A 17,295-nucleotide genomic window follows, 5' to 3' on the forward strand; every position below is an offset into this window, starting at 1 on the left:
GTCGGTCCCAGCCTGAGTCAGTCGAAGGTGGTCAGCAGCGATGCGAAGACGCCGAACAAGCCGATGACCAGCGGGACCGAGGCCAGGATGGCCAGCGTCTCGAACCGGTTGGCGAGCAGGCGCAGTTTCGCCGCGGAATGGTCGGCCAGCGTCACGGTCAGCGAGATCACGACCGCGACGGCCAACACCAGCAGGCCGGCCGCCACCAGCCAGCCCTGGGTTGGGGCGAAGGCCAGCACCGAACGGGCCAGCGCCAGCGTGCCGACGGCCGCGGCCAGGTAGAGCGCAATGCGGTCCGGGGCGAGCGGGAAGGCACGCGCCCGCAGCCCGGTGGCCAAGGCCAGGCATCCGACCAGCGGCATAGTCCAGACCTGCCACTGGGTGTCCGTGCCCAGAATCCACAAGCCGGCGGCCACCGAAAGCGCCACCAGGGCGGTGCCCAGGCTGAGCCCGCGGTGCGCGGAACCAATCGCCACATGCACGTCCGTGCGTCCGATCCGGCCGCCTTTGGCCCGGCGGTCGTCCAGTGTGGCCAAACCGGAGACGGACAGGGCGATCTGCGGCAGCAAACCCAGGGTGGCGCAGCTCAGCAGCGCGGCAACGCTGGCGGCCTGCACCGGAGTGTCGAACAAGGCCAGCGACGCGGCCCAGAACAAGGTGAGCAGGGCCAGCAGGCCGGCAGCGGACAGCAAGGCCCGCGGCCGCCGCGAGATCAGGCCCGCGCAGACCAGCGCCACCGCGCTTACCGCTGCGGCCAGCAGTACGTGCACCCCGGGGCCGGCCGGCAGCCGCAGCACGCCGCCCACAGCCAGCAGCCAGCCGGTGCCGACCAGCAGCGGACCCAGCACCGTGGTTGTGGCCCGGCCCAGATAGATGCCGGCGCCCAGCAGCACTGCTGCGACGCCGAAAAAGACCGCGGCGGCCGAGCCGGTGGACACGCCGTCGAGCAGCACGTGCACGCCCAAGTACAGTCCCGCGGCGGCGAAGACGGCTCCGGTGGCCCTGCGGACCCGTTCCGTCCAGCGGCCGCCGATGTCCTCGGTCTGTTCCACCACGGCGTCGGTGATGTCGTAGACCACCGGCGCGGGCGGCGCCTCGGACACGTTCACCAGCCGCAGCATGGCGCCGTCGGCAATCCCGGCGTCACTGAGCGAGGCGTCCTCGCGGACCGGGTCGCCCGCGGGAGTGATCAGCGTCTTGACCGAGACGGCGGAGGTCGGCTGGTCGTCCAGCAGTTCCAGGATCTGCGGCAGCAGCAGGCCGGCAGGGGTCTGCGACGGCAGCAGCACATCCACATGCCGCTGCGGCCCGGCCACCGTGACGCGGGTAAAGGTTTCGGCCATGGTCAGGCGGCTCCTGAATGCGGGGTGAGGTCGAGACGGAAACCGGCGCCGCCGTCGTCGTACGTTGAATCGCTACTGAGCTGGAGGACGACGGCGGATGCGGCGCGCTGCTGCTGTTGCTCCCGCAGGTCTTCGAGCAGGTTGGTCACAAACGAATAGCCGACGCAGACGGCGGCGATCACCGCGGCCAGGGCCACGCTGAAGAAGAAGGTCCGCACGCTGGACTTCCACCGGCGCTGCAGCGGATTGTTGCCATAGAGCAGGGCGGTGGTCAGGCGCGCCCGTCGGACAGCCACGGACTCGATGAGCTGATTGTCGTAGTCGTGCGCCATCTGTCTCCTCCCACGCGGTGCGGTTTCCGGTTTGTCGCTTCTTGAGCTTATCGTTCCAATTGATGGACAAATCCGCCCCGGACCCGCGCAGGATGGGGAGATGTACCCATTAACTCCGATTGACGCCGGTGCCGGCCAGCGCGTTCCATGGTAAAGGCGGGGAACCGCCTCAAGACAACCGACCGGGCGGCAACCCGGCATTCGGCGGACGAGCCATGCCCGCCGGCACAGCGGCAGCGACAGCCCCGAGGGGGCACGGAGGTGGAGCAATGAGCGGCAACCAGTTCATCAAGATGGAGAAGAGTGCGTTCGTCGACGCCGGCAAGGCCAGCGCGGCGGCCGACACCGAGCTGCAGGCCCTGATGAAGGAACTCGAGGCCGTCCCGGAGCCGATGCGCAGCAATACGGCCGGTGACTTCTGGGAGAAGTTCAAGGGCATCATGGGCCGGGCCAACATGGTGGCTTCCGGACTGCAGAAGTCGTTGGTGTCCATCCAGCAGGGCCAGTCCGAGGTCAACACCACCATGCAGCTGGGCGAGCAGCAGCAGGCCGACGACGCCGACGCCACCGAGGGCAAGGCCGCCTGGGACGACGCCGTCTTCCGCAACCGCGGCTAGCGCTCCCGCCGCATCGCGCGGCAACCGGCCGCGAGCGGCCGCAGCGTCCAACAGACGCACGCACCGATCAGAGACTTTCCGGCCAAGGCCGGGCATGAGGGAGGAAACATCATGGCAGACCAGAATTCATTCGCCTTTTCGGACGGCGGAGCATCGCAGGCCCAGGACAACCTGGACCGGGTGAAGAAGAAGCTCAACGCGCTGGTGGAGACCCGCAAGAAGGACGCCGCGGACCTGCAGGCCAAGTTCCAGGCCACCGACATTGCCGAGCAGTACGACCGGGTGGAGCAGGCCTGGGCCGACGCGGGTATTGCTTTCGCCGGCATCATGGCCGACGTGCACAAGCTGCTGGAGGACGCCAAGAGCACCGCGGGCAGCACCATCAAGACCGCCGGCGGGAAGATCGCCAACATCTAGCACTGCCGCACTTTGCAGGCACCGGGCAATACCCAGGGCATGGGCAACAACTAGTACGGAAGGCGGACAGCAGTGGCACTCGACGGCTGGGACATCGACCCCACCAAGGTCCAGGCGATCGTGAGTACCGCCAGCGGGCGGACCGAAGGCTTCGAGAAGGACTTTCCGGCACTCGGCACGGAATTGTCCGAGATGGCCGCAGCCTCCAAATCCGGTCCGGTGATGGAAGCGCTCAACGGCTGGGCTGAGAAGACCGTCCAGCCGGGGCTGGAGAGCGTCGGCGGCCGCCTGCAGACCACCTTCCAAGGGACCATGGACGCGGTCAACGCCTACGTCCTCGGAGATGCCAGGATGGCCGGCGACGCGCAGGACCTGATCGGCACGTTGCCCGAGGACGATCCGTCCACCCGCCCGCACAGCCCTCACGGTCCGGTTCCGCAGGCACTCTGAACCGGGGGAGGGCGGAGAACCGGGGAGGGCGGACGCCGGCGTCTCCGGCCACTGTCCGCCGGAAACCCGCACCGCCGCACGTCGCTCGCACCACCACACGTCTCTCGCACCACAACTCGCACCACCTAAGGGGAATCAATGACGGCCTGGGATCCGTATGCCGAGGCATACCCGCCGCGGCCCGACGCCGAACTGCTGCGCACGCACGCCCGGGCGCTGGATGAGACGGCCGAGGGCATTATCGACGCCGTCGAGCTGATCGAGAGCGACTGGAGCGGGCTGGAAGCGGTCTACAAGTCGCCGGAAGCGCCCCAGGTCTATGTTGCGGTCAAACCGGTCAAGACCACCGCCGAGGAGATCAAGGCCGACACCGCCGCCATCAAGTCGGCCATCGAAACTTTTGCCGACTGGGCTGACACCTTCAAGGCGCGCTATGACGCGCTGGTGGTCCGCTGGCACGGCGTACGGTCGCGGATTGCCAGTGAAGGCGACGACTGGCGCAAGGAAGAGGACCTGGTCAACGACGACAACCAGCTCCTCAAGGACGCCAACGCGCTGGCGGCCGAGCACATGGCGGCCGAACGCGCCTGCCACAATGCCATCACCGCACTGTACGGCGGCATCACCCTGGTGGAGACCACGCAGGACGGCCCGGGCACCGGGCAGCAGGCTTACGGTTACTCGGCCGAACAACTGGATTCCGCCACCGGGGAAGGGCACATTCCCTGGGGCAAGCCCACGGAGTGGGACAAGCCGTGGTACCGCGATGCCTGGGACGGCGTGGTGTCCTTTGGCAAAGGCGTCTGGAGCGGCATTACCGGCACGGTGACCGGCCTGTGGAACATGGTCAACTTCACGGACGGGGAAACTTTCGCGGCAACCTGGAAGGGCATCGGCCAGATCGCCCTGAACGTGGCCATTGTCTCCAGCCCGGTCACCGCGGTGGTGGCCGAGAAGATCGGCGGCCCGGGAACGGTCAAGAAGGCCGGCGAGGAACTGCTCGCCGTCGGCAAGGCAGCGATCCACTGGGATGACTGGCAGCGCGATCCGGCCTACGCGGCCGGCGCCACCGCGTTTGATCTCTCCGCCATCCTGCTCACCGCCGGCGGCGGAGCTGCCGCAAAGGTCGGCGGCGTGGCCAACAAGGTCACGGCCGTCAGCCGGGCCGGCGGTATGGCCTCCAAGGTGCTGGACTTCTCCGGCCTGACCAAGACGGCGGGCGTCACCACGCGAGCCCTCGACTTTTCCAGCAACCTCAAGTTCACCGCCATCGACGTCACCACCAGCGGCTTCAAGACGGTCAGCAACACCGTCCGCCCGTACATCAGCACCGCCGGACACACCATCACCGACGGGCTGCGCCACGCCTCCACCGGCCTGCGCACCGGCATGGACAACCTCACGACGTCGGTGCGCACCAGCGCTGATAACTTCGCCAATGCGCTGGGCGGACCGCGCGTGGCTACCGCCGGCGGCGGCTTCACCACGCCGCACCGGTTCGACGTGGAGATGCCGTCCAGCCGGAACTCCAACAGCACCATGAACTTCGACGCCGACGGGCCCAAGCCGCCCTCCGGCCAGTCCGGCTACAACCTCCCGGACCGCTCCGCCCCGCCGCAGTACGGCCAGCGGATCGAAACCCCGGAGACCAACGCCGGACGCGGTTCCGCGCCGGAGACCGAGGCTCCGCGAGTCGCTTCGGACGCGGACGCCCCCCGCAACGCCCCGGATACCGAGGCTCCACGCAACACGACGGATGCCGAGGCTCCGCGCACCGCTGCGGACGCCGAGGCCCCGCGCCACACGGCGGACGCCGAGACCCCTCTGGACACCGCGGACTCCGAGACCCCGCGGACCGCCCAGGACGCGGACGCCGCGCAGAACACGTCGGATTCCGAAGGCCCTGCCGCGGGCCGGGAACCGGAACCCGAGGTCACTGTTCGACGTGACGATTCCGGCCGGCCCACCGAGGTCGTTATCGACGGTGAGACCCACACCGTCTCCACCCGCTCCGACCAGATCGCTGAGCTCCCTCGTTCTACCCAGCCGGCCAACTGGGCCGATGCAGAATCACTCCTGCAGCGGCACCTGCCGGAGAGCGACCTCGCCCGACTGGACGATCTGCGGGGTCCGGACGGCAAGCTGCCAAACGAGGTCATCGACAACCAGCTGGCCGGCCTGATCGAACGCGAATTCGGTGCCCCGGACGGCAACTGGCCCAAACCACCAGAGAATGCCAGCGCCGTCGAGCGTGCACTTGCCCCGTTCACCAACCGCTACTACTACGACCTGACCGACTCCCAGGCCACGCTGATCCACGACCTCCGCCATGCCATGGGAACCGGAAACTCTGACACCCTCTACCAAAAGGTCATGTCGGTAGACGATGCCGCCCAGGTCCTCGCAGGCGGCGACCGCTATCCGGGATCGGTCGGAGGCTTCGTCAGCCAGGCATCGGATACGGCTCGGCTGAAGTCCGTCGATGATGTTATCAATGGCCTCAGGCTCGATTACTGGATGAAGGACGCTGCCGATCACCCGTACATCGCATACAAAGCCGGCGAGGTGGACGAAGTTGTGGCGATCCGCTTCCAAGCTGGAAGCACCGACGCTTGGAATAATATCGAGATCCCGGACGGATCCAACCGTGAACGCGTCGGGGAACTCCAGCGGGACCGCGCGGCAGAGCAAGTCTCGGGTAAGTCGCCCACGCCCGAGGATTTAGCCCGCGAAAAACTCGAAGACGCGAATGCTCACGGACTCCCGGTCGAGACGGCGACGGACAAAGCAGTGTGGCCCAATACCGGGCACGGCTACACCAGCAGCCGTGTTGATGGTGCCCCTGTAATTCCGGAGTTGCAGGTAAACGGCGGTGTGCCATTGCGCCGCGGTGCTGAAATGTGGCGCCTCAACAAAGCAGGCGACGAAGTGCTGATTGGCATTTTCGACGGCAAGAAGTGGACCACGATTTAGCGCGGGCGCCAATAGAATCGCGCAATGCCATGGGGCGCTTCTCCCCATGCGAAGGAGGACGACTGGATTGGAATTCAAGATATGTGGCGCAACGACGGTTCGAAACTGAGTGGTACTTATGGGACTTGGCATGGGCGTGAATGGGAGCTCTGGAGTTCCGCCATCGATCGCGGAAACCTGACCTTGGTGCAGGACGGCGGAGAGCAACCTGGGCCGGACTGGAAGCGCTTGGATTATCCCAACAGGTTCGCCAGGACGGCGGTCCGCTTTTACAAAGACGTCGAAGCTGCCTCTGTCTCCGACGTCCATTCCGTTCGGGCAACGGCCAGACTTGACGGAGTGCTGGTTGAGCTTCTGGCTGAAGGCGACGCGGGGAGCATGGCTGTACAAACGTTGGGTCAGGTACCGCCGAACTTCATGGACCGGTTCGTGGACGAATTCGGGTTCGAGCGCTATGAGAACGCGTTCGTTTTCGGATGGGTTCCCCCGCAGGCCCTTGCTGACATCTCTATCGAACGCACCGAAATATCAGAATGAAAGCGGCTCGACACCATGAGCCTCCGCCCGCATCAGGGTCACGGCGGGAATCAACTACGGTGTGGTGCAAACATGTGGATGAGTGACGGAACCAAGCTTTCCGGATCGTATGGAGTCTGGCGGGGCGAAGAGCTCGAACTGGACAGCACCCGGCCGCTCAGGGGGAAGCTCGTCCTGATCCAGGATGGGGGCGACAGCCCGGGTCCGGGGTGGACTGAACAGCATTTTCCGAATCGTTTTGCGCGCACCCCGGTCAACTTCCGACGCATCGTAGACGCGAACGAAGTGTCGGACCTACATTCCATTCGTGCCACGGCCAAGCTGGACCGGGTGTCGGTCGAACTGCTGGCGGAGGATGACGAAGGGCGCCTCGCTGTGCAGACTTTGGGCGGGGCCGCGCCGAACTTCATGAACGGGTTCGTGGAGGAATTCGGGTTTGAGCGCTACGAGAATGCCTTTGTTTTCGGATGGGTTCCCCGGCACGCCCTCATCGATATCACCATCGAGCGCACAGAGCGTGATGGCTGATTCGGCGCAGTAAGCCCGGCCTTGGGCCGTGGAGACAAAGGCTCCGGTCGAAATATTCGACGGAGGTGGTTGGAATAGGGTGTAACCATGTGGCTAAGCGATGGAACTCCGTTGGACGGAATCTACGGGGTGTGGAGCGGCCGAGTGGTGGAACTCCAGCGACGAACCCCCTACCTGGGGAAGCTGACGATCATTCAGGACGGCGGCGAGATGCCTTCGCCGGAATGGTCCACACTGGAGTTTCCGAATCGGTTTGGCCGGACGCCTATCCGGCACTACCTACACGTTCCCGAATCAGAGGTATCCGATCTCCATGAGATTGCCGCCACGGGATACGTTCCGCTCACCGACAGCACGGGCCACGACATCCAGGCACGCGTGAACATCATCGCCCAAGACGCAGAAGGCAGGTTGGCCGTTGAGACCATGCCGCGCGAACCCCGCCACCATTGGGATGCGCTCGTGCGCGAGTATGACTTCGAAGAATATGACCGCAGCTGGGTCTTCGGCTGGGTTCCAGCGCATGCGCTGACGGATTTTAAATCGGAACGAATGGAGCTGGCAGCATGACCCGGACGATCCTACAGAAGGCCGTGAGCCCGGCCCTGAGCCGCAATTATCTGGCCAACTCCACGGACACTGTCGCCGGCTACGTGCTGCGGGCGGCGGACGTCGCTGAGGCACGAACCCCGCAACAGCTGTTCGATGCCCACGGACTGGGGTTTTCCGGGTCTCCGTGGCAGCGGAGTTCGGAAACCATCGATGTAATCCGGTTCCAGTCTCCGGTCGGGAACTACCTGCATGACGCCGTTGCTCCGGAGTTTGTGGACCGTGCGCCGTTTACCGGGACCGGACTCACGTCTTGGGACGGTGGGCGGGCGCCGTTGTTCTATCTCGACGAAGTGCGGCTGCCGGCCGGGGCGGAACATTGGCGCATCGGCCGGAACGGGTCGGAGGATCTCCTCGCGGTTTATGTCGATGTGGCCCGGGGCTGGGCTGTGGTCGCCGATGAGGCGAGGGTGGAGCCGAAGCCCGTACCGCCGTCGTCGGTGTTGGGCTTGCGCGCCAGTTGGCGGGGAGCAGAATTCGTTGCCGACATGGTTGACGACGGCAACACCGTGGTGCTCTCATCGCCCGGCGAGCCCCCGGCGGAAGTATCAGGTTTCGAGAAGACGGCGCGCGGGGTCTGGCGGGCGAAGGTTCCGCTGGCCGACGTCACCGACCTCTACGAACTGAACGTCTCCTGCACTTTCAACGGGCTTCCTTTCCGGGTCCTGGATACTGCCATGGATGGCAGCCGGCGCGTCTTCCGGCTCTCCTATACCGGTCACAATGCCGACTTCGCCGAAGGCCTGCAGCTCGATAAGGCCGATGCCGGAGTGTACCGGGCCATCGCTGCCGAGGAGGACGTGCAGGATCTGCAGTTCGTGCAGAACCGGTTGGCAGGCCTGCCGGGCTCCGGCCGCTGAGCACTCACTGTGCCAGGTGAGACGCCGGGCACACTGTTAGGCGGCAAACCCGCGGGCATTTAGAATAGGAAACTGTGCGCTTATTGCGCAGGAGGATTCCACAAGAAGAAGGACTGCCCGTGTCTAACTCTGCCGAGGCCATCACCCAGCGTCCCCTCAGGGTGGCTATCATCGGCGCCGGACCAGCCGGCGTCTACGCCGCTGACATCCTCACCAAAGCTGAGCGCGACTTCGAGGTCAGCATCGACCTCTTCGACCGCTACCCCGCGCCGTACGGCCTGATCCGCTACGGCGTGGCGCCGGACCACCCCCGGATCAAAGGCATCGTCAACGCGTTGCACAAGGTGCTGGACCGCGGCGACATCCGCTTCCTGGGCAACGTCGACTACGGCCAGGACCTGACCCTGAGCGACTTCCGGCACTTCTACGACGCCGTCATCTTCGCCACCGGCGCCATCAAGGACGCGGCCCTCGACATCCCGGGCATTGAGCTGGACGGATCCTACGGCGCCGCCGAGTTCGTTTCCTGGTACGACGGCCACCCGGATGTGCCCCGCGAGTGGCCCTTGGATGCCAAGGAGATCGCGGTCATCGGCAACGGCAACGTGGCACTGGACGTGGCCCGCATCCTGTCCAAGCACGCCGACGACCTGCTCAGCACCGAGATTCCGGACAACGTCTACCAGGGCTTGAAGGGCTCGCCGGTCACCGACGTGCATATCTTCGGCCGGCGCGGCCCGGCCCAGGTGAAGTTCACCCCGCTGGAACTGCGCGAACTCTCGCATTCCCGCGACGTGGACATCGTGCTGTACCCGGAGGATTTCGACTTCGACGAGGGATCCGACGAGGCCATCCGCACCAACAACCAGACCAAGACCATGGTCAACACGCTCACCAACTGGCTGGTGGAGGAACAGGACACCGGTGCCTCGCGCCGGCTGCACCTGCACTTCCTGCACACGCCGCTGGAGATCGTCGAGGGCACCGGGGACGGCGCCGGCCACGTTGCCGCGATCAAGTTCGAGCGCAACGAACTCGACGGCACCGGCAATGTCCGCGGCACCGGCGAAATCGTCGAATACCCGGTCCAGGCGGTCTACCGCGCCATCGGCTACTTCGGCTCGGAGCTGCCCGAGGTGGGCTACGATGCCCGCCGCGGCGTGATCCCCAACGAGGGCGGACGCGTGATCGACGAGGCCGGAAACCCCGTCCCCGGCATCTACGCCACCGGCTGGATCAAGCGCGGCCCGGTCGGCCTGATCGGCCACACCAAGGGCGACGCCCTGGAAACCATCGGCTTCCTGCTGGAGGACCGGCTGGACCTGCCGGCCGCAGAGGAACCGGACGAGGACGCCATCATCAAGCTGCTCGACGAGCGCGGCGTTGCCTACACCACTTGGGAAGGCTGGCTGAAGCTGGACGCCCATGAGCGGGAGCTCGGCGCCTCCTTCATGGCGGAACACAACGACGACGGTGCTCCCGCCGTCGAGCGCGAACGCGTCAAGGTGGTCCCGCGCGAAGACATGATCAAGATTTCCCAGCACTGAGCCAAGCTGCGGTGGTCGATGGAGGCGCGCCAGCACCGAGAGCGGTGGTCGATGGAGGCGCGCCAGCGCCGAGTAGAGACCCGAACGCCTCGGCCGGCGGCGGCGTGCCTAACGCTCGACGTAGAAGCGCAGCACGTCTCCGCCGGGCAGCTCCACCCGGACCTTGCCATGGCCAGGCATGCTGAGGCGTGCTCCGGGGTAGGTCGACCGCAGGCTGGTGAGGAGTGTTTGATACGGATCCGGCGTTTGATACGGATCCGGGGGCGGAAGCTCCGGCCCGCGCTGAATTTCCGGTGCCGGGCGGAGGAACAGGGCCCGAAACCGCCCTCCGAACCGCTGCAGTCGAGACTGTGCTGGGACCACCATCGCCTTGTTGCCCGCTTCCTTGCTCGCTTCACTGCCGGCGGCCGGCCGGTCCGATTCCCCTGGGTCGGCCCTTCCACCAAGTATGGGAGTCGCCGGCGATAAATCCGCGAGGCGTTCCGGCAAGTCGCGGAAGAGCCTGTGATCTGCGCGTCCCGGTGCCCTCTCGACCCCAGCGGCTAAGCTGGGACCCGGCCGGCTACCAGCCGTCCCGGCAGCACCACGAGCGAGGTGGTTCACGCAGAGGTTCCGAGCAGGAGGAGGCAGCGCACCGCATGGCCAGGCCGCAGAATCCGCAGCGCAAGCCGCAGCTGCTTGAAGACATCCTGGACTACCTGCAGGACAAGAACCTGGCGGACCTGTCCTTCCGCCCGCTGGCCGAGGCCCTGGGCATCAGCAGCTACATGCTGGTCTACCATTTCGGGCACCGCGAACAGCTGCTCGAGGAAATTGTGCATCAGGTCCAGGCACAGCTGCCCGCGCCTTCGCAGGAGCAGCTGGCCGATTTGGATGCTCCGGCACTGCGGCAACTGCTGCTGCAAATCTGGGAGCGTTCGCAGACCCCGCAGAGCCGCGTGCTGCAGCGGCTCGGATTCGAAGCTGCCATTCAGCAGTCGGCCACCCAACAGGCAGCCACCCAGCAAACGGGCTCCTCGCAGTCCACGCTGACCGGAACGGCCCTCCGGCCGCCCGGGTTCTCCCTCTGGCGCGACGCCGCTGCCGGTTGGCTCCGCGCCCGCGGGGCAGGGGAGCAGCGGGCAGCAGCTGAAGGCACGCTCTTCGCCGCCGGGCTGTGCGGTCTGTGGTTCGGGCAGGTAGTGGCTGCCGAACCGCCGCAGGGGTCCACCGAGGCGTTCCACCTGTTGCTGGAGCGCCTCCTGCAGGCAGCACCCTGACGCTGCCTGCCCTCGACAAGGCGCCACCGTGACCAAAGCCGGGCTCCGCCGTCGTGATTCGGCACAGGCTCGCATAGTCTGGGGTGGTGACCAATGACATGCCGCTGAATGAAGAACAGACCCAACGGATTGTCGGCATCGCCATGGATTTGGCCCGCGAGGGCAAAACCAGCGAGCTGGCTGAGTTCCTCGACCACGGACTGCCCGTGGATGCACTTGATCCGGACCGCAACACGCTGCTGATGCTGGCTGCCTACCACGGGCAGGAAGAGACCGTGGACATGCTGCTGGGCCGCGGCGCCAATCCTGATATCCGCAACGTCCGCGACCAGTCGCCGATTGCCGGTGCGCTGTTCAAGGGCGAGGACGTGGTGGTGGCCAAGCTGCTGGCCGCCGGAGCGGATATCGACGCCGGCACGCCGTCCGCCCGCGATGCCGCCAAGATGTTCGGCCGCGAGCACCTGCTGGAGCGCTAACCGCCGGAAAATAAAAACTGCCCGGGACCGGCCGCAAAGGCTGGTCCCGGGCAGTTTTATGCCGTGTGGCGGGGCAATTACGCCGAGTCGGTGTTCACATCCACCGCGGAGATCTTGCCGGCCTGCAGGGCCTCGATGGCCTTGCGCACACCCTCACCGTAGGCCGGGTCGGCCTTGGTGCAGTTGGCGATATGGCGTTCGATGGTGGCCTGCGACGCACCGTCGATGGCGCGGGCGGTGTTCTCGAACAGCACCTGGCGCTGCTCGGCGGTCATCTTCTCGCGGAAGAGGATGCCGGGCTGCTCGAAGTAGTTGTCGTCGTCCTCGCGGAAGTTGAACCGATCGGCCACAGCGCCCACGGCCTGGGCCGGGTCGCGGTAGGCCGGCTGTTCCTCCCAACGGCCGTAGCCGTTCGGGTTGATGCCCGGGGTTGCGCCCTGGTTGCCGTCGACGCGCATGGCGCCGTCACGGTGGAAGGAGTTGACCAGGCCGGCGCCGCGCGGGTAGTTCACCGGGATCTGGTGGTGGTTCACACCCAGGCGGTAGCGCTGCGCGTCGCCGTAGGAGAACAGGCGGCCCTGCAGCATGCGGTCCGGGGAGAAGCTGATGCCCGGCACCACGTTGGCCGGGGTGAAGGCGGCCTGTTCCACGTCGGCGAAGTAGTTCTCCGGGTTGCGGTTGAGCTCCCACTCGCCGACCTCGATCAGCGGGTAGTCCTTCTTGGACCAGACCTTGGTCAGGTCGAACGGGTGGTACTTGTAGGTCTCCGCGTCAGCCTCGGGCATGATCTGGACCATGAGCTTCCACTTCGGGAAGTCACCCTTGTCGATGGACTCGAGCAGGTCGCGCTGGTGCGACTCGCGGTCCTCGCCCACCAGTGCGGCGGCCTCGGCATCGGTCAGGTTCTTGATGCCCTGCTGCGTGCGGTGGTGGAACTTCACCCAGAAACGCTCGCCGGCATCGTTGATGAAGCTGTAGGTGTGCGAACCGAAGCCGTGCATGTGGCGGTAGGTCGCCGGGATGCCGCGGTCGGACATGACAATGGTGACCTGGTGCAGGGCCTCCGGCAGGTTGGTCCAGAAGTCCCAGTTGTTCTCGGCGCTGCGCAGGTTGGTGCGCGGATCACGCTTCACTGCGTGGTTGAGGTCCGGGAACTTCAGCGGGTCGCGGAAGAAGAACACCGGGGTGTTGTTGCCCACCAGGTCCCAGTTGCCCTCTTCGGTGTAGAACTTCACCGAGAAGCCGCGGATGTCGCGCTCGGCGTCGGCCGCGCCGCGCTCGCCGGCGACGGTGGAGAAGCGGGCGAACAGTTCGGTCTTCTTGCCGACCTCGGAGAAGATCTTCGCCTTGGTGTACTTGGTGATGTCGTTGGTCACCGTGAAGGTACCGAACGCACCGGAGCCCTTGGCATGCATGCGGCGCTCAGGGATGACCTCGCGGTCGAAGTGCGCCATTTTCTCCAGGAACCAGACGTCCTGCAGCAGCATCGGGCCGCGCGGACCAGCGGTCAGGCTGTCCTGGTTGTCCGCTACGGGCGCGCCCGCAACGGTTGTCAACGGCTTGGTGTTATCAGCCATTTAGTTATCGCTCCTTGTCGGATCTTCCATCTTGTTGGTCTTCGTGGCAGTGCAGGCGGGACAGATGCCCCAGAACGTGACCTCGGCTTCGTCAATCGCGAACCCATGGTCATCGCCCACGGTCAGGCACGGCGCCTCGCCCACAGTGCAGTCGATGTCGGCAATGTCGCCGCACCGCCGGCACACCACGTGGTGGTGATTATCGCCAACCCGGGCCTCGTAGCGCGCCGGGGAGCCCGAGGGCTCGATCCGACGCAGCAGCCGGGCGTCGGTCAACGCGGCAAGCACGTCGTACACGGCCTGTTTCGAAACCCCGCCCAGTTCGTCCCGCACCATGCCGGTGATGGCATCGGCGTCGGCATGCGGGTGCGTGCGGACTGCTTCCAGTACCGCGGTCCGCGGACGGGTGACGCGCAGCGAAGCCTCGCGCAACATGTCCTCGGGTTCCCTCATATCGACCATGTCAGCCATTCTGTCAGCTTTTCTGGACTCAGTCCAGAATATGTTCTGGAACGAGTCCAGAACAGTTGGTGAACCGCGGGTGTCGAAGAAGCACGACGGCGCTGCTCGCCTCTGTGTTTAAACGCCACGCTCCGCGGAGCGTGCCGCCAGCCGAAGAAAGGTGCCGCGGGCAACTAGAATTTCCGCCATGCCCAAACTGTTCGCCGACACGGCGCCGCTGACCGAGAGCCCGGAATTCCGCAGGCTGTGGATCGGCACGTCGCTCTCTGCGATCGGCGCTCAGTTGACCGCGGTGGCGGTGAGCCTGGAGGTCTACCAGCTCACCGGATCGACGTGGGCCGTGGGCGCGGTCGGCGTCGTCGGCTTGATTCCGCTGGTGCTGGCCGGGCTATACGGCGGCTCGGTGGTGGACGCCCACGACCGCCGAAAAGTAGCGCTCTATTCCGGGCTGGTGCTGTGGGCCTGCACCGCAGTGTTTGCCCTGCAGGCGTGGTTCCAGCTGGAACAGGTGTGGTTGCTGTATCTGGTGATTGCGGTGCACTCTGCGGCGGCCGGGATCAACCAGCCGGCGCGCAGTGCGATTGTGCCGCGGCTGGTGCGGCGCGAGATGCTGCCGGCCGCCAATGCCTTGACCATGATGACATTCGGTCTCGGCATGACCATCGGGCCGCTGGCCGCGGGCGTGCTGGTGGCCAACGTGGGCTTCGGCTGGACCTACACCTTGGACGTCCTGACGTTCACGGCGGCCATTTGGGCGGTGCTCAAACTGCCGCCGATCCCGCCGGAGGGGGACGTACGCAAGGCCGGCCTGAAATCGGTGGTGGAAGGGCTGCAGTTCCTGCGCACCCGTCCCAACATCCGGATGACGTTCCTGGTGGACATGGCCGCGATGGTGCTGGCCCAGCCGCGGGCGCTGATGCCGGCCATCGGCGCGGTGATCATCGGCGGCGGCGAGGCGACCGCAGGCATCCTGCTAGCCGCGGTGGCAGCCGGTTCCTTTATCGCGGCGGTGTTCTCCGGGCCGTTGGGAGGCGTCCGGCGGCAAGGGCTGGCGGTGCTGTGGTGCGTGGTGGTCTGGGGGAGCGCCGTTGGCGGGTTCGGCGCCGTCGTCGTCATGGCGAGCCGTGCCGACGCCGCAGCTGCCGGAGACGTCAGCGAGTGGCTGCTGCCGGCGGCCCTCTGCCTGGCCGTTGCCGGTGGTGCGGACACCGTCAGCGGCGTCTTCCGCAATACGATCCTGCAATCGGCGACGCCGGACGCCATGCGCGGGCGGCTGCAGGGCATCTTCATTGTGGTAGTGGCAGGTGGCCCCAGGCTGGGCGATGCCGTTGCAGGCGGAGGGGGCGAATGGCTGGGCGAGGGCTTCGCAGCCGTCGCCGGCGGTATCGCCTGCGTCTGCATGGTAGCGCTGCTGCACCGGTTGCAGCCGCGATTCGCCCGCTACGACGACAGGCACCCCGAGCCATAGCTGCCGCCGGGACACTGGGAACCCGTCGCCGGATTCCGGCGTTGGAATAAGTGTGCGGTAGATAGACTGAAACCGGACATGCTGCGCCCGCAGCGGCAGAGGGCCGCATCGGCGCGGGAGAGGACTAACACGCTGTGCACAACCACTTCAACGGACTGAAAACGGCAGGATTGCTGGGCGGTCTCTTCGCCCTGCTGCTGGCGATCGGCGCGCTGTTGGCCAGCGGGACCGGCAGTGCCAACTGGATCTGGATCATGGCCCTAATCGGCGTGGCCACCACGGCCTACAGCTACTGGAACAGCGATAAGCTGGCCATCCGCAGCATGCAGGCCTACCCGGTCACCGAAGCGGACCAGCCCGCCATGTACCGAATCGTCCGCGAGCTATCCACGAGGGCCAACCAGCCGATGCCCCGGCTCTACGTTTCCCCGACCATGGCACCGAATGCCTTCGCCACCGGACGCAACCCAAAGAACTCGGCCGTCTGCTGCACCGAGGGCATCTTGCGCTTGCTGGACGAGCGCGAACTGCGCGGCGTGCTGGGCCATGAGCTGATGCACGTTTACAACCGGGACATCCTGACCTCCTCCGTTGCCGCCGCCGTGGCTGGTGTGATCACCTCGGTGGCACAGTTCCTGCTGTTTTTCGGCGGCCGCGACCGCAACGCCAACCCGCTCGCGCTGATCGCCATGTCCCTGCTGGCACCGATCGCGGCCATGCTGATCCAGATGGCGGTCAGCCGCACCCGTGAGTACGACGCCGACGAGGACGGCGCCACCCTGACCGACGACCCGCTGGCGCTGGCCTCCGCGCTGCGCAAGCTGCAGTACGGTACGCAGCAGGCGCCATTGCCGCAGGACCAGAAGCTGGTCAATACCAGCCACCTGATGATTGCCAACCCGTTCAAGGGCGGCGGCGTCAAGAAGATGTTCAGCACCCACCCGCCGATGGACGACCGTGTGGCGCGGCTGGAACGGATGGCCGGACGGCCACTGGGCTACTGAGGCCGGCATGCGACTGCTGCTGATCCGGCACGGCCAGACACCCTCCAACGTCCGCGGGCTGCTCGATACTGGGGCGCCAGGGGCGGAACTGACCCAGTTGGGCGAGGAGCAGGCGCGTGCCCTGCCGACGGCGCTCGACGGCGAACCGATCGACGCGCTGCTAGTCTCCACACTCGTGCGCACGCAGCTCACAGCCTCACCGCTGGCTGCCGCCCGAAAGCTCGAGACCGACGTTCACGACGGGCTGCGGGAGATCTCGGCCGGTGAGCTGGAAATGCGAGGCGACCGAGACGCCATCATTGCCTACATGACCACGGTCTTTGCGTGGGCATCGGGCGACCTGGATCGGCGGATGCCCGGCGGCCCGGACGGTCACGAAACGTTCGGCCGCTTCGATGCCGTCATCGACGAGGCCAGAGCCGCCGGCGTAGGCACCTTGGCGGTGGTCAGCCACGGCGCCATGATCCGCAGTTGGGCGGGTGCGCGGGCATCGAATCTGAGCGTCCCGTTCGTTGCCCAGAACCAGTTGAGCAACACCGGAGTGGTAGTCCTCGACAGCGGCCCGGACGGTTGGGAGGCGCTGACCTGGATGGGCCAAGCCATCGGTGGCCCGGAAGTTGCCGCCCCGCTGGCCGACGGTCCCACCGCCGATGCGATCAACCCGGACCGCATCCCCACCGATTCCCGGGACTGACGCCAGGATCTCCGGCCTGACGCGAGGCTCCAAACCGACCACGGGCCCGGCTGCCCGGCTGCCAACGGCCATGAATCCACGCCCGTTCGTGTCTATGTCACAGTTCAGTCCTCCGCGGTGTCCTATGTTTATGACCAAAAAC

18 protein-coding genes are annotated in these 17,295 nt (G+C 66.2%); 14 read left to right on the forward strand and 4 right to left on the reverse strand.

All coding sequences use genetic code 11. The annotated features are described in order from the left end of the window. Positions 1 to 17 precede the first annotated feature (17 nt). Complete coding sequence (gene eccD / locus ACMX2H_RS13705) at positions 18 to 1,343, reverse strand: type VII secretion integral membrane protein EccD (RefSeq protein WP_414961087.1); 1,326 nt, start codon at positions 1,341 to 1,343, stop codon at positions 18 to 20. Between the two features lie 2 nt (positions 1,344 to 1,345). Further along, complete coding sequence (locus tag ACMX2H_RS13710; RefSeq protein ID WP_414961089.1) at positions 1,346 to 1,675, reverse strand: hypothetical protein; 330 nt, start codon at positions 1,673 to 1,675, stop codon at positions 1,346 to 1,348. A gap of 269 nt (positions 1,676 to 1,944) precedes the next feature. Between ACMX2H_RS13710 and ACMX2H_RS13715 the strand changes: the two genes are divergently transcribed. From ACMX2H_RS13715 to ACMX2H_RS13765, 11 genes are all read left to right on the forward strand, one after another. Continuing rightward, positions 1,945 to 2,292 (forward strand): hypothetical protein, encoded by a 348-nt coding sequence (locus ACMX2H_RS13715; protein ID WP_127512820.1) that lies wholly within the window; start codon positions 1,945 to 1,947, stop codon positions 2,290 to 2,292. A gap of 111 nt (positions 2,293 to 2,403) precedes the next feature. Beyond that, entirely contained in the window at positions 2,404 to 2,709 is a 306-nt protein-coding gene (locus ACMX2H_RS13720) for a hypothetical protein (protein WP_127512819.1), read from the forward strand. A gap of 72 nt (positions 2,710 to 2,781) precedes the next feature. After that, positions 2,782 to 3,159, forward strand: a complete 378-nt coding sequence (locus tag ACMX2H_RS13725) for a DUF6507 family protein (protein WP_414961091.1) — start codon at positions 2,782 to 2,784, stop codon at positions 3,157 to 3,159. A 138-nt stretch (positions 3,160 to 3,297) separates the two neighbouring features. Continuing rightward, positions 3,298 to 6,132 carry a hypothetical protein gene (locus tag ACMX2H_RS13730; RefSeq protein ID WP_414961093.1) on the forward strand — a complete coding sequence of 945 codons (2,835 nt, stop codon included), beginning with the start codon at positions 3,298 to 3,300 and terminating at the stop codon, positions 6,130 to 6,132. A 24-nt stretch (positions 6,133 to 6,156) separates the two neighbouring features. After that, on the forward strand, positions 6,157 to 6,669 hold the full coding sequence (locus ACMX2H_RS13735) for a hypothetical protein (protein ID WP_414961095.1): 513 nt from the start codon (positions 6,157 to 6,159) through the stop codon (positions 6,667 to 6,669). 78 nt (positions 6,670 to 6,747) lie between these two features. Next, positions 6,748 to 7,197, forward strand: a complete 450-nt coding sequence (locus ACMX2H_RS13740; protein WP_414961097.1) for a hypothetical protein — start codon at positions 6,748 to 6,750, stop codon at positions 7,195 to 7,197. A gap of 111 nt (positions 7,198 to 7,308) precedes the next feature. Next, entirely contained in the window at positions 7,309 to 7,767 is a 459-nt protein-coding gene (locus ACMX2H_RS13745; protein WP_414961098.1) for a hypothetical protein, read from the forward strand. Then, positions 7,764 to 8,666 (forward strand): hypothetical protein, encoded by a 903-nt coding sequence (locus tag ACMX2H_RS13750; protein ID WP_414961100.1) that lies wholly within the window; start codon positions 7,764 to 7,766, stop codon positions 8,664 to 8,666. Before ACMX2H_RS13745 ends, ACMX2H_RS13750 begins: the two co-directional genes overlap by 4 nt. Before the next feature lie 119 nt (positions 8,667 to 8,785). Further along, complete coding sequence (locus ACMX2H_RS13755; protein WP_414961102.1) at positions 8,786 to 10,213, forward strand: FAD-dependent oxidoreductase; 1,428 nt, start codon at positions 8,786 to 8,788, stop codon at positions 10,211 to 10,213. A gap of 638 nt (positions 10,214 to 10,851) precedes the next feature. Beyond that, complete coding sequence (locus ACMX2H_RS13760) at positions 10,852 to 11,472, forward strand: TetR/AcrR family transcriptional regulator (protein WP_414961104.1); 621 nt, start codon at positions 10,852 to 10,854, stop codon at positions 11,470 to 11,472. 86 nt (positions 11,473 to 11,558) lie between these two features. Beyond that, positions 11,559 to 11,948 (forward strand): ankyrin repeat domain-containing protein, encoded by a 390-nt coding sequence (locus tag ACMX2H_RS13765; RefSeq protein ID WP_414961106.1) that lies wholly within the window; start codon positions 11,559 to 11,561, stop codon positions 11,946 to 11,948. A 77-nt stretch (positions 11,949 to 12,025) separates the two neighbouring features. On the opposite strand, the gene ACMX2H_RS13770 is transcribed toward ACMX2H_RS13765, so the two are convergent. Together ACMX2H_RS13770 and ACMX2H_RS13775 are read right to left on the reverse strand one after the other, a co-directional pair. After that, the gene (locus tag ACMX2H_RS13770; protein ID WP_414961108.1) at positions 12,026 to 13,525 is read right to left on the reverse strand and encodes a catalase; all 1,500 of its coding nucleotides are present in this window, start codon (positions 13,523 to 13,525) and stop codon (positions 12,026 to 12,028) included. Next, complete coding sequence (locus tag ACMX2H_RS13775) at positions 13,526 to 13,987, reverse strand: Fur family transcriptional regulator (protein ID WP_414961110.1); 462 nt, start codon at positions 13,985 to 13,987, stop codon at positions 13,526 to 13,528. It abuts the gene before it with no gap. 187 nt (positions 13,988 to 14,174) lie between these two features. Between ACMX2H_RS13775 and ACMX2H_RS13780 the strand changes: the two genes are divergently transcribed. The 3 genes from ACMX2H_RS13780 to ACMX2H_RS13790 all read left to right on the forward strand — a co-directional run bounded on the left by ACMX2H_RS13780 (position 14,175) and on the right by ACMX2H_RS13790 (position 17,153). Further along, on the forward strand, positions 14,175 to 15,455 hold the full coding sequence (locus tag ACMX2H_RS13780) for an MFS transporter (RefSeq protein WP_414961112.1): 1,281 nt from the start codon (positions 14,175 to 14,177) through the stop codon (positions 15,453 to 15,455). 134 nt (positions 15,456 to 15,589) lie between these two features. After that, on the forward strand, positions 15,590 to 16,459 hold the full coding sequence (gene htpX / locus ACMX2H_RS13785) for a zinc metalloprotease HtpX (protein WP_136787641.1): 870 nt from the start codon (positions 15,590 to 15,592) through the stop codon (positions 16,457 to 16,459). Positions 16,460 to 16,466: 7 nt separating this feature from the next. Continuing rightward, positions 16,467 to 17,153: a histidine phosphatase family protein gene (locus ACMX2H_RS13790; RefSeq protein WP_414961114.1), complete on the forward strand. Its 687-nt coding sequence runs from the start codon at positions 16,467 to 16,469 to the stop codon at positions 17,151 to 17,153. Positions 17,154 to 17,295: the final 142 nt, after the last annotated feature.

This window comes from Arthrobacter sulfonylureivorans (assembly GCF_047607445.1).
Lineage (GTDB): Bacteria > Actinomycetota > Actinomycetes > Actinomycetales > Micrococcaceae > Crystallibacter > Crystallibacter sulfonylureivorans_A.